Genomic DNA, 11,984 nt, shown 5'->3' with positions numbered 1-11,984 from the left:
GCTCTCCGGCCGGCACGATCCGAACGCCGCCGATCCGAGAGAGGCGAGCCCGCACGGCCCAGCCGCAGCGGCAGCCCCGACCACGGCCGGAACCCTGGTCATTCGGCGCGCACCGTCCGCGCCGACTGCACTGAAGCCCCTCCGCCACCGACTTCGGCGGGGTGCCTCCCGGCCGGAGGCCGGGAGAGCGTCGCGGACCCGGCAGGGATCCGCAGGACACGTCCTAAGCTGGGCGGCATGGGTGTGCCGGTGGTGGGTCTCGGCGGTACGGCGGCGGATGCGGTCGGGCTGGAGGTGCTGGTGCGGCTGCTGGCCGGGCGGGGGGTGGTGGTGCTCAGCGGGGCGGGGTTGTCGACGGAGTCGGGGATCCCGGACTACCGGGGGGAGACGGGCAGTCGGCGGCGCGGGGTGCCGATGACGTACCAGGAGTTCACCGGCAGCGAGGAGGCCCGGCGGCGGTACTGGGCGCGCAGCCATGTGGGGTGGCGGGCGATCGCGGGGGCCGAGCCGAACGCCGGGCACCGGGCGGTGGAGCAGCTGCGGCGGTCGGGGCACGTGGCGGCGGTGATCACCCAGAACGTGGACGGCCTGCACCGGGCGGCCGGGACGCGCGGGGCGGTGGAGCTGCACGGCGGGTTGCACCGGGTGGTGTGCCTGGGGTGTCGGCGGACCGGTTCGCGGGAGGAGTTGGACCGGCGGCTGGAGGAGTTGAACGGCGGCTTCCGGGACGGCCCCGCGCGGGTCAATCCGGACGGTGACGCGGAGCTGTCGCAGGAGCTGGTGGACGGGTTCCGGGTCGCCCCGTGTGCGGTGTGCGGGGGAGTGCTCAAGCCGGACGTGGTCTTCTTCGGTGAGAGCGTTCCCCGGCCGAGGATCCAGCGCTGCTACGAACTGGTGGACGCGGCACAGGCGTTGGTGGTGCTCGGTTCCTCGCTCACGGTCATGTCGGGGCTGCGTTTCGTGCGTCACGCGGCCCGGGCGGGCACGCCCGTGGTGATCGTCAACCAGGGCGCGACCCGCGGGGACGAGCTGGCCGAGGCCCGGGTCGCCCTGCCGCTGGGCACGGTGCTGACCGAGGCGGCCCGGAGGGTCAGGGCCGGGTAACGAGGGTGTGCAGCGAGGCCTTGAGGGCGGCGACGAAGCGGTCCCGGGTGGCCTCGTCGACCAGGTCGAGGGACAGGTAGGGGTTGAGGTCCTCCAGCTCGACGAGGAGGAGTCCGCCCTCGGGGGTGCGGCAGGCGTCGACCCGCTGGATGCCGTGCTCGACGGTGTTCCAGGCGATGAAGCGCCGGGCGAACTCCAGGTCGGCGGCGGTGGGTTCGTAGGGTTCGAGGCGCCAGCGCTGCTCCGGGTCGGGGGCGTGCAGGGCGTACTGGAAGGCGTCGTCGACGAAGTAGAACGAGACCTCGTAGGCGAACCGGATCAGCGGCTGGACCAGGAGGTCCTCGTCGTAGCGGACGGTGCCGAGCTGCTCGAGGGGGACGATCCGCAGGCCGATCGAGTCGGCGCCGAGCTTCGGCTTGACGACGTACTCGGGGACGACGGGCAGCCGGGGGAGGTCCTCGGCCCGGTCGACGGTGGGGATGACGGGGTACCCGGCGGCGGTGAGGTCGAGCAGGTACTGCTTGCCGGCCATGTCGGCGCGCCCGGTCAGCTGGGTGTACACCCGGGCACCGCGTTCCAGTGCCCGGGCGCGGAAGTCCTCGTACTCGGCGCGGTAGTTGAGCACCGGGCCGCTGTTGCGGACGAGGACCACGTCGAAGGAGTCCAGCAGCGCGGCGGCGTCCAGCGGGTGGCACAGGGCGACGTCGAAGTCCTCGCGCAGCCGGGCGGCGAGCTGGATGTCCTCGTCGCAGTACCGGCGGCCCCGGGCCTGGTAGGCCAGGTCGGTGACGAGCAGGACGCGGGGCTGGGCACCGGCAGGCATGGTTCTCCTGAAGATCATCTGATCGGATCAGCCTACCTGGTGGCCCCTGCCTCGCGTCCTGCCCCGCGGTGCCCCTACCTCGCGTCCTGCCCCCTGCGGCCCTGGGACGGCGGGCGGGGGCTGTGCGGGGCGTGGGAGGCGCGCGGGGCCTCCGGGCAGTCCGGGCGGCGCACCGGCGCCTCCGCCACCGGGATGCGCGGCAGCGCGTACGGGTGCTCCTCGCGCAGGTAGTCGATGAGGTGCTCGCGCAGCCTGCAGCGCAGCTCGAAGGCGTCGCTGCCGTTCGCCGCCGTGGCCAGCACCCGGACCACGATGGTGGTCGGGGTGGTGTCGACCACCTGGAGGGCGCTGCCCTGGCCGTCCCACAGCTCGCTCTTCGCCAGGTAGTCGTCGAACTCCTGCCGCAGCAGCCCGACCGGGGCGTGGTGGTCGAGGTGGAGCAGAGCGGTACCCGTGATCCGGCTGGAGCGGCGGGACCAGTTCTCGAACGGGCGGCCGACGAAGTACGACATCGGCATGATCAGTCGGCGCTGGTCCCAGGTCGCTATCACCACGGCGGTCAGGGTGATCTCCTCCACCGTCCCCCACTCACCGGCCACCACCACGACGTCGCCGATCCGGGCGAGGTCGCCGAAGGCCATCTGCACCCCGGCGAACACGTTGGCGAGCGTGCTCTGCGCCGCCACGCCCGCCACCACGCCGACCAGCCCGGCGGAGGCCAGCAGGCTGGTACCGATGCCGCGCACCGCCGGGAAGGTCATCAGGACGGCACCCAGGGTGACGACCGCGACGACCGCCTGGCAGATCCGGCCGAGCAGACTGGCCTGGGTCCGGGCACGGCCCGCCCAGGCGGGCTCGCGCCGGTACACGGCGAGCCGGGTGGCACCGTCCACCAGGATCGCCACCAGGCGGCCGCAGAGCCACCCGCCCGAGGAGATCGCGAGGATCACTGCCAGGTGCCGCAGCCCCTCGCGGGCCTCGGACGGGGCGTTGATCCACGGCTGGGCGGCGGAGAGCAGGAGGCACCCGGTCAGCGCCAGGACCGGGCGACGGCACTTGCGTAGCACTTCCGGGACGCCGTCCGTGCCCCGGGGGGCCGTCAGGCGCCGCGCCAGCACCTGGACGGCCCGGTCCAGGCCGTAGGTGAACAGGGCAGTGGCGACGCCGGCGACGGCGAGGCGGAGCAGGCTCCACCACATGTGCTGCGCTCCTTTCGGGTTCGGTGACGGGTGCCGGGGGCCGACGCGGGCCCGGACCCCGGCGACACCGACGGGAGGCGGGCGTCGGGAGGCGGGCGACGGCGCGGGGTGGTCGGCGACGGGCCGTTCAGTCGGGCGGCTCCACCGGATGCGGACGGCCCGGCTGCGGGGTGGCCGGTTCGGGGACCGGGGGGCCGGGCGCGGGCCGCGGCTCCGGCGGAGGGACGGGCGAGCCGGGCGGCGGCGGGGGATCGGGCACCAGGGGCGGGGCGGGCGAGGGCGTCGGCCTCGGCGGCGCCTCGGGCTCCGGCGCGGGCGACGGAAGGCCGGGCTGGGCGGGGGCGGTCGTCATGGCGAGAACTCCTCTTGGTGCGGTGGAGGTGTTGCGGTGGAGCGTGTTTCGGCGGACGCGTTCCGGTGGGGCGCGTTCCGGTCGGGCACGCTCCTGGTGGGGCGAGCTTCGGCGCGGCGTGCGGATCAGGCGGCCAGCAGGTCCTCCAGGCCGCGGTCCCAGTCGATCCGGGCGTGTTCCTGCCCCGGCGGGACGAGCCTGACGGTGGCGGCCAGGAACCGCGCGACCGCCCCGGCGGGGACGGCGAGCAGGGCGACGCCCTCCTGCCCGGCCAGCGCGATCAGCAGGCGGGTGTCCTCGTACGGCGTGATGTGGACGTCCCCCTCGCCGGAGGGCTCGTGCAGGCCGGACAGGAGCAGGTCGCGCGAGAGCGCCCAGACCGCCCCGGCCTGGTAGGACGTGAAGTCCAGCTCCACCGCGTGGGGTTCGGTGGCCCGGTAGGACCAGTCGACGTCCAGGTCCCGGCTGCGTTCGTCGCCGGTCATCAGTCGCATGGTGATCCGGGTGGTGACACGTTCCATGGCAGGGGTTCCCCTTTTTCCCGGGATTCGTCGGGCGGGGACGGCCACGGGCTGTCCCCGCCCGTTCTTCTGTGGTGCCTGTTCGGTCCGTTGTGCTGTGGTGCCTGCTGTGCTGTGGTGTCTCGTCCGTCGTGCTGTGGTGCCTGCCGTGCTGTCCCGCCGTCCCGTTCTCGGGTCCGGTCCTCCCGGCGGCTCCTCCGGCTGCCCGGTCAGAGGATCCGGCCGCCGTAGAGGCGGTCGTAGTAGGGCCCGAAGCGTTCGCGGGTGTCGTTCTCCTGGTGGGGCTCGGCGTCGTCGAGCTCGGGGCTGTGCTTGATCTCGTCCTTGGAGCGGTCGACGTAGACCTTCCGCTCGCCGAGCTCGATGCGCGTCACGGTGCCTGCCGGGAGCAGGACCCGTCGGCCGAAGATCCACGGCCCGGTGTCGACGACCAGGTACTGCTCGCCGACCTCCTCCGACAGCTTGTCGACCTTGCCGATCGCGCCGTCGGTGGCCTCGACGTGGAAGCCGACGAGGTCGGTGCCGGCGGTGTGCCCGGCGGCGGTGCGGAACTCCCAGATGTTGTGGCGCTCGTTCATGTCTGCCTCCGTTCGTCCGGGTGGGTCGTACGGGCTCGGCTGCCCCCGATGTCGCGGTCCATGCCCACGGATTCGCGATCCGGCGGCAGTTCAGCCCGCGGGCAGCCCGCTGCTCCGCTCGACGTGGTGCTTGAAGTCGTTCAGGTCGTCGATGACCCGGCGGTCGACGAAGCCGAGCGCCTCGGCGAGGTGCGCCCAGAGCCCGGGCGGCTCGACCTCCAGCTGGAGCATCACCCGGGTCGTACGGTCGTCGACGTGGTGGAAGGTCACCACGCCGCTGTGCCGCACCGGGCCGCTGCCGCCGTCCCAGGCCACCCGCTCGCCCTCCACGACCTCGGTGGTCACGGCCTCGAACTCCCTTCGGCCGCCCGCGGTTTCGACCACCCAGCTGCTGCTGCCGCGGCCGGACACGTCGACGCTGACCACGCCGCGCATGAACTGTGGGAAGTCCTCGCAGTGCACCCAGTGCCGGTAGACCTCGCCGAGCGGCGCGGCCACCTCGACCGATTCCTCGATCCGTCCCATCGTCCCGTCCTCTCCTTCTCCTCCTCGGTCTCCGCTACTGCACGGGGTCCGGGTGCCCCGATCCCCGCCGGGCATGCACGATCCGCGACGGGTACCGTACGGAATGCGCCCACTGTTTCCCCGGCCCAGCCGTTCGTTCACGCAACCCTCACAGTCCGAGCAGGCATGCCATCGGACTGGGCGGGTATCCGGGGACGGACCGTACGCCGAGGGGAAAGGACCGACATGGCCACGACCAGTGACGAACTCCTCCACCGCGTGACAGCCCCGGCCCCGGACGAGGCCCCGACGGTCGACGCGCCCGGTGCCGACCGGGCTGCCGCCCCGGGCCTCCCGGGGCCCAGCGGGTTCTCGGGACCGTCAGGACACCCGGACCTCCCGGAGCTCGCCGACATCGAGGATCCGCGGCAGGTCGCGCCCGCCGACGCCCGCGAGCTGACCAGGGTGCTGCTGGCCAGGCTGTCCACGCTGGAGGAGGGCACCGCCGAGTACTCGTACGTGCGCGCCACGCTCATCGAGCTCAACCTGTCCCTGGTGCGGTACGCGATCCGCCGGGTCGGCAACCGCCAGGAACCCGAGGAGGACCTGATACAGGTCGGCTCGCTGGGCCTGATCAAGGCGATCGACCGTTTCGACCCCGGCCACGGCGCGGAGTTCGTGACCTTCGCGCTGCCGACCATCCTGGGCGAGATCCGCCGCCACTTCCGCGACGCCACCTGGGCCGTGCACGTGCCGCGCCGCCTGCAGGAACTGCGGATCACCCTGGCCAAGGCCCGCGACGTGCTGTTCCAGCGGCTCGGCCGCTCGCCGACGGCCGCCGAGCTCGCCGACCACCTCGACCTGCCGGAGGAAGAGGTGATCGAGGGCCTGGCCGCGGCCAACGGCCACACCGCCGGCTCCCTGGACGCCCCCGGAACCGAGGGCGAGGAGGACCTCGGCCCGCTCGCCCAGCGCCTCGGCGAGGAGGACCGGAGGTTCGACACGATCGAGAACCTGATCGTCCTCAAGCCGCTCGTCGCCGCCCTGCCGGAGCGCGACCGGCAGATCCTGTCCATGCGCTTCGGCGAGGAACTCACCCAGTCCCAGATCGGCGCCCGTCTCGGGCTGTCCCAGATGCACGTCTCCCGGCTCCTCAACCGCACGCTGACCAGGCTGCGGGCGGACCTCACCGCCCCCTGAGACGACCCCACGGTCACCAGGGGCAGCCACGACGCCACACACGCCACCCGCGGCCCGGTCACGGCCTGGCCCTTCGCCGGGTAGCGTGCGTAGGCTCGTGGGGCACACCCCGCGGAAGGGGAACACGAAGATGATGCCAGCCGAGAAGACGATGCCCGCAGAGAACGAGTCAATGACCGTGCCGTCGACCACCGCACCCTCCGACCCCTCCCGGACGGAAGCCCCGCCCGGACCCGCCCCGGCCGGATCCGAACCGACGGGGCTCGATGCGGCCAGGCTCGACGCGGCCGAGCTCGACCTGGCCGTGCGCACCTGGTACACCGACACCCGGGCCGCCGTCTGCACGCTGGCGGGCGATCTCGACATCGAGACCCTGGAACCGGCCCGCAGTGCCCTCGACGGCCTGGTGGAGCAGCATCCGCCACTGCTCGTCGTCGACCTCGCGGGCGTCGACTTCTGCGACTCCTCCGGCCTGAACCTGCTGCTGCAGACCAGGATGGCGGCCGTCTCGGCGGACGTGGAGTTCCGGCTCGCGGCGCCCTCCGTCACCGTCCAACGGCTGCTGGAACTGACCTGCGCCGACACCGTGTTCTCGCTCCACCCGACCGTGGGCGCCGCGCTCGCCGTGCCCCGGTGAGTGCCGCCACCCCGCGGGGCACGCATAATTCGGCAGTGGTCGGGAAACCGAGCAGACGAAGCGGAACGACAAAGCGGAACGTCGAAGCGGAACGTCGAAGCGAGACGACGCAGCGGAACACAGCGCCGGAACCGAAGGGGAACCCGCACATGACGACCAGCCGGGCAACCCTCGACGGCGACCGGCCGGGCATCGGCCCCACACTGCCGCCCGGCGGCCAGCGCCGCCGCCTGCACCTGGCCGGCCTGCCGAAACCCGTTGCCCGCGCCCGCGCGTACACCGCGCAGGCGGTCGCCGACTGGTCGTGGCCGACCGGCGACTCCGGCGGGGAGGACGACATCGTGCTCCTGGTCGCCGAACTGGTCGCCAACGCGATGCTGCACGCCGGAGGCCCCGTCGACCTCGTGCTCGACGCCTCCGAGACGCGCCTGCGGATCGAGGTCAGCGACCGCTCCACCGTCCTGCCCGAGCCGCGCCGCCCCCACCGCCCGGGCCTGCCCGGCGGACACGGGCTCTTCATCGTGCAGAAGGCCGCCGACCGCTGGGGGGCGCTGCCGCACGCCGACGGCAAGACGGTCTGGGCCGAGATCGACCCCCGGCCCCCGCACCCCGACCGCTGACCGGGGCCCGACTCGACCGGCCGCCGAACTCCCGACCCCGTCGGGCGGTGGGCCCCAACTCTGCCGGGCGTCCAGCCCCCGAGTCCGTCGGGCGGCGTGGGGGGAACTCGGAGGGGCTCCCGCGCCCGGTGCGGGAGCCCCTCGACGGTTCACGGTCAGCTGCCGTGCCCGGGCCGGGGCGCTGGAGCTGTCGGGCGCAGGGCCGGCCCGCGGTCGCGGCCGTCGGCGGTGCACCGGTTCGGGGCCGCCTCCGGGGCCGCTTCCGGGCTGTGGTGAATTGGCCTGCTGTCACGTCAGGCAACCGGTACCATCTGCGAGTTCCATCTCAGCGGAACGGGTGTGACAGGGGGACGGAGCCGTGGCAGGAACCATCACGTTATGGGTGTTCGGGCTGCTCTGCTTCGTGGTGGCCTTCGCGAAGGAGGCCGCGAGCGGGGCGGGGATCAGCCTGCCCGGCCCCAAGAGCGGGGGCGCCCGGGTCGGGGTGGTCGCGGTCGGGATCCTGGCGCTCATCCTGGGGACGGCGATCCGGCCGCAGGGCGGCACGCCCGCCGAACCGGCCCCGGCGGCGGGCGCCGCGGTGTCCCCGCAGGGCGCGGCCGCACCAGGGGCGGCCACTGCCGCCGCCGGCGCGGGAACCACCGCCACCGCTGCGCCGGCCCCGCCCGCGCCGTCGCCGACCGGGCTCGCCGCGGTGTGGACCGGCCAGGTCGGGATCCCGTTCGAGGGCGGCATCGACTTGGACCTGACCCCGCCGGGGCGCCACCCCGGGTTCCCGCAGGGCATCTACGCGACCGGGTTCAGCAGCACCGAGGCCGTCCTGCGGGACGAGATCCAGATGGACCACGACACCTTCGGCCTCTGGACGGGCCAGGCGCCGCCCTCCGGCCCCGCCTGCGCGGACTGGGCTGCCAGCCATGCGGGCGACTCGGTGCACGTGAAGGCCGGGTCGCTGGTCTGCCTGAGGACCCCGGGCGGCCGTACCGCGCTGATCAAGGTGGACTCCATCGCCCCGGCGGACTACCAGGTGGAGGCCACGGTGACGCTCTGGGCGGGCTGAGCCGCAGCGAGGCGGCGCGGCGTCAGGAGTGGCGCCGGCGCCAGGGGTGGTGCGGAAGGCCCAATGTCCGGCGGACGTGCGGTGTGCTTTCCGAGCGGCGCCGGTGAGTTGACCTAGATTGCCCGACCATGAGCGAAAATGTCGGAATCAGTCGTCGGTCGATGCTCAGGGCGATCCCCACCGCTGTCCTCGCGGCGGCGTCCGACGGGATCCTCTCCCGGCAGTACGCCGCCGCGGCGCCCGCACCCTTCCCGCAGCCGGCTGTCCGGGCCAGGCGGCGGGTGCCCGGCACACCGCGGGCGGTGCTGGAGCAGACGCTCGACGTGCGGTTCACGGACACCGTCGTCCCCGGCTACGGCACGGCCACCACCCGCACCTACAACGGGACGATCCCCGGACCGACCCTGCGGGTGCGCGGCGGGGACACCCTGCGGCTCACCCAGGTCAACGGCCTGCCGCCGAACGAGCCCCACAGCGGCGGCCACAACCTGCCGCACAACCTCAACAGCTTCAACCTGCACACCCACGGCCTGCACGTCTCCCCGTCCGGGGACGCCGACAACGTCCACCGCGAGTTCGCGCCGCGCACCGCCGAGGAGGTCGAGGCTGGCGACCCGGAGCCGCGGTACGTCACGACCGTCGACATCCCGGCCGACCACCCGGCCGGCACCCACTGGTACCACCCGCACCTGCACGGGGCCACGTCCGTACAGATCGTCGGCGGGATGGCCGGGGTCCTCATCGTCGAGGGCGACGTCGACGAGGTGCCCGAGATCGCGGCGGCCGCCGACGTCGTCGTCTGCGTCAACGAGCTCAGACTCAAGGACGGCAAGGTCCCCGAGTTCACCTCCGCGAACGCGCTGGCGGCCGTCCCGGCCACCCTGACCGTCAACGGCCACGTCAACCCCACCCTGACGCTGCGCCCGGGCGAGGTGCAGCGCTGGCGGCTGGTCTGCGCGACGGCGTTCACCGCGCTGCCGCTAAGGCTCACCGACGGCGAGCGGAACCTCACCTTCCACCAGATCGCCCAGGACGGCGTGACCTTCCCGGCCACGGTCGCCACCGACAGTCTGCGCCTGGCCATGGGCAACCGGGCCGACGTGCTGGTCCGCGGCGGCGATCCCGGCAGTTACGCACTGCGGGCCGACGGGGTGTCCGAGCCGCTGATGACGGTCGAGGTGACCGGCCCGGCCGTCGAACCGCCGATGGACCTGCCGACCATCCTGCCGGCCGGCAAGCCCTTCCTCGACGAGGACGACATCGCCAACCCGGACGCCGACCGGGAGGTGGTCTTCCACGTCGACCCCGGCGTCTTCGGCGGGTCGTTCCCCAACGCCTTCCGCGTCCTGGGGAGCAACCCGAGCCCCGCGGCCGACCCCGACGGCGACCTCACCCGGGACCCGGCGTACGGACTGTTCGACCCCGGCTACGTCAACCACACCCTGGAACTGGACACCGTCGAGCGGTGGACCGTGCGCACCGACGAGACCCGCCCGGCCTTCAGCCACCCCTTCCACCTGCACACCAACCACGTCCTGGTCACCCACCGCAACGGCAAGCGGCTCGACCCGCCGGTCTGGCAGGACACCGTCGACCTGGCCGGCGGCAGGCCCGGCGACACCGTCACCTTCCTGGTCCGGTACGAGGACTTCACCGGCAGCACCGTCGCCCACTGCCACCAGCTCCAGCACGAGGACCTCGGGATGATGCAGATTGTCGACTACGTCGAAACGAGGCGGCCGGGCCGGCGTACCCCGCGCCGGTCCTGAACCGGGCCCGGGGCGGCCGCCGGGCCCGCCGGAGCCGGGGCGGTGGCCCTGCGGGCGTGCAGTACGGCGGCGTCCAGGGGGAGCGGGGAGTGGCCCAGCAGCCGCGGCCCGGCCTCGGTGACCAGCCGCGCGTAGTGGTCGGCGCAGCGCTCGCGGCCGCCGGTGCTGCCCGGGGTGGAGGTCCCGGGCGGTGGCCGGTGAGCCCCTGCCGGCGGGCCGGTCGGCCGCGGACCACCACGCTGGGTCGATCCGGTGGGAGGACGGTCAGATGCCGACGTAGTTCTCGGCGAACCAGTCCTGGTGGGTGCGTGAGGTGCGCAGGGATTCGACGCGGGAGCGCCGCATGGCCTCATGGAAGAACGATTCCGCGTCCGCTCCGGCCGGGGCGTGCAGGAGCTGGATCATCCAGTGGGCGAACTCCTGCGCCCGCCATATGTGGTCGAGGCAGCGCCGCGAGTACCGGTCGAGCGCCCGGGAGTCGCTGCGGGAGAACTCGTCGATCAGCGCTTCGGCGAGCAACTCTGCCTCCAGCACGGCGAGGTTGGCCCCCTTCGCGGCGGCGGGGGCGGGCAGACTGGCGGCGTCCCCGGCGAGCAGCAGCGAGCCGTGCCGCAGTGGTTCGACCACGTCGGACTCCAGGTTGATGACGGAGCGTTGGACGATCCGGCCGTGGTGCAACGGCCCGTGCTCCGCGGTGTACATCCGGCGGTCGAGCGCCGCCCAGATCCGCTCCTCGGACCAGGCGTCGCCCGGGACGCCGGGCTCGTACTGCAGGTAGTAGCGGGTGATGTCGGCGGTGCGGGCCATGTGGCCGGCGAAGCCGTCCGGGTGCATCGCGTAGCCAACGGCGTCCAGGCTCGGGGGTGCCTCGGCGAGCAGTCCGAGCCAGGTGACGCCGTGGTCGCGGTGGTGGCGGAGGGCGCCGGCGGGCAGGGAGCGCCGGGCGGCGCCGTGGCGGCCGTCGCAGCCGGCCACGTAGCGGGCCCGCCACCGGCCGGGGCGGCCGTCCGCCTCGCGGACGTCGACGGTGGGGCGGGGGCCGGTGACCTCCCGCACGGACCGGGCCTCGGTCTCGAAGCGGATCCGGCCGCCCGCGTCCAGGTAGTGGGTCAACAGGTCGGTGACCAGGTCCTGCTGGGGGTAGACGGTGTGCCGCTCGCCGCGGCCGAGGGTGCCGTAGTCGAGTCGGAAGCTGCCGTTCCCGGTACGGAACTCGCAGGTGCCGTGCGGGTGGCCGCGCCGGTGCAGGCCGTCGGCCAGGCCGTGGCGCTCCAGTATTCGGACGGTGTTGGCGGCGAGGAAGCCGGCCCTGGCCCTGGTCCGGACGTGGGCGCGGTCGGCGCGTTCGAGGACGACGCAGTCGATCCCGGCGGCGTGGAGGAGGTTCCCGAGGGTGAGTCCGGCCGGTCCGGCGCCGAGGATGACGACGTCGGCGGATGTCTCTGCTGTTCGGTTCGTCTGACGTTCGGTCACAGTACGGGGAGCTTAGCCACCGCTGGATGCGCCGACCACTGGACGGGCTGCTCGAAGCTGATCGGGGATGCGCACTATTGCGCGATACGTTCGATCTGGACTACAAAGCGATCATCTTCACGCATGTTGGTGCAGTCTCGCGCA

The 11,984-nt window shown here is 73.4% G+C and carries 12 protein-coding genes; 6 read left to right on the top strand and 6 right to left on the bottom strand.

Features of this window, described 5'->3' with window-relative positions; all coding sequences use genetic code 11:
- Positions 1 to 237: 237 nt before the first annotated feature.
- Positions 238 to 1,104, top strand: a complete 867-nt coding sequence (locus BOQ63_RS09145; RefSeq protein ID WP_030280624.1) for an NAD-dependent protein deacetylase — start codon at positions 238 to 240, stop codon at positions 1,102 to 1,104.
- Here BOQ63_RS09145 and BOQ63_RS09140 read toward each other — a convergent pair.
- The 5 genes from BOQ63_RS09140 to BOQ63_RS09120 all read right to left on the bottom strand — a co-directional run bounded on the left by BOQ63_RS09140 (position 1,091) and on the right by BOQ63_RS09120 (position 5,102).
- The gene (locus tag BOQ63_RS09140) at positions 1,091 to 1,927 is read right to left on the bottom strand and encodes an ATP-grasp domain-containing protein (RefSeq protein WP_072654026.1); all 837 of its coding nucleotides are present in this window, start codon (positions 1,925 to 1,927) and stop codon (positions 1,091 to 1,093) included. The two genes, BOQ63_RS09145 and BOQ63_RS09140, sit on opposite strands and share 14 nt — an antisense overlap.
- A 74-nt stretch (positions 1,928 to 2,001) precedes the next feature.
- Positions 2,002 to 3,126: a mechanosensitive ion channel family protein gene (locus BOQ63_RS09135; protein ID WP_078867149.1), complete on the bottom strand. Its 1,125-nt coding sequence runs from the start codon at positions 3,124 to 3,126 to the stop codon at positions 2,002 to 2,004.
- Between the two features lie 477 nt (positions 3,127 to 3,603).
- Positions 3,604 to 3,999 carry an SsgA family sporulation/cell division regulator gene (locus BOQ63_RS09130; RefSeq protein WP_030280618.1) on the bottom strand — a complete coding sequence of 132 codons (396 nt, stop codon included), beginning with the start codon at positions 3,997 to 3,999 and terminating at the stop codon, positions 3,604 to 3,606.
- 209 nt (positions 4,000 to 4,208) lie between these two features.
- Positions 4,209 to 4,577 carry a PRC-barrel domain-containing protein gene (locus tag BOQ63_RS09125; protein WP_030280616.1) on the bottom strand — a complete coding sequence of 123 codons (369 nt, stop codon included), beginning with the start codon at positions 4,575 to 4,577 and terminating at the stop codon, positions 4,209 to 4,211.
- 90 nt (positions 4,578 to 4,667) lie between these two features.
- Positions 4,668 to 5,102: an SRPBCC family protein gene (locus BOQ63_RS09120; protein WP_030280614.1), complete on the bottom strand. Its 435-nt coding sequence runs from the start codon at positions 5,100 to 5,102 to the stop codon at positions 4,668 to 4,670.
- 225 nt (positions 5,103 to 5,327) lie between these two features.
- On the opposite strand from BOQ63_RS09120, the gene BOQ63_RS09115 reads away from it, so the two are divergent.
- The 5 genes from BOQ63_RS09115 to BOQ63_RS09095 all read left to right on the top strand — a co-directional run bounded on the left by BOQ63_RS09115 (position 5,328) and on the right by BOQ63_RS09095 (position 10,367).
- Positions 5,328 to 6,281: an RNA polymerase sigma factor SigF gene (locus tag BOQ63_RS09115; RefSeq protein WP_072654025.1), complete on the top strand. Its 954-nt coding sequence runs from the start codon at positions 5,328 to 5,330 to the stop codon at positions 6,279 to 6,281.
- 172 nt (positions 6,282 to 6,453) lie between these two features.
- The gene (locus BOQ63_RS09110) at positions 6,454 to 6,918 is read left to right on the top strand and encodes an STAS domain-containing protein (RefSeq protein WP_050366363.1); all 465 of its coding nucleotides are present in this window, start codon (positions 6,454 to 6,456) and stop codon (positions 6,916 to 6,918) included.
- 149 nt (positions 6,919 to 7,067) lie between these two features.
- Positions 7,068 to 7,538 (top strand): ATP-binding protein, encoded by a 471-nt coding sequence (locus BOQ63_RS09105; RefSeq protein ID WP_030598248.1) that lies wholly within the window; start codon positions 7,068 to 7,070, stop codon positions 7,536 to 7,538.
- Between the two features lie 358 nt (positions 7,539 to 7,896).
- Positions 7,897 to 8,598 carry a hypothetical protein gene (locus BOQ63_RS09100; RefSeq protein ID WP_150475772.1) on the top strand — a complete coding sequence of 234 codons (702 nt, stop codon included), beginning with the start codon at positions 7,897 to 7,899 and terminating at the stop codon, positions 8,596 to 8,598.
- Positions 8,599 to 8,726: 128 nt separating this feature from the next.
- Positions 8,727 to 10,367 (top strand): multicopper oxidase family protein, encoded by a 1,641-nt coding sequence (locus BOQ63_RS09095; protein ID WP_150475771.1) that lies wholly within the window; start codon positions 8,727 to 8,729, stop codon positions 10,365 to 10,367.
- Positions 10,368 to 10,631: 264 nt separating this feature from the next.
- On the opposite strand, the gene BOQ63_RS09090 is transcribed toward BOQ63_RS09095, so the two are convergent.
- Positions 10,632 to 11,840 carry a 4-hydroxybenzoate 3-monooxygenase gene (locus tag BOQ63_RS09090; protein ID WP_051746686.1) on the bottom strand — a complete coding sequence of 403 codons (1,209 nt, stop codon included), beginning with the start codon at positions 11,838 to 11,840 and terminating at the stop codon, positions 10,632 to 10,634.
- Between the last annotated feature and the right edge of the window lie 144 nt (positions 11,841 to 11,984).

The sequence above is a fragment of the Streptomyces viridifaciens genome, from assembly GCF_001888885.2.
GTDB classification, from domain to species: domain Bacteria; phylum Actinomycetota; class Actinomycetes; order Streptomycetales; family Streptomycetaceae; genus Kitasatospora; species Kitasatospora aureofaciens.
Note: the sequence above shows the minus strand (reverse complement) of the source record. Positions and strands in the feature narration are given on the sequence as shown.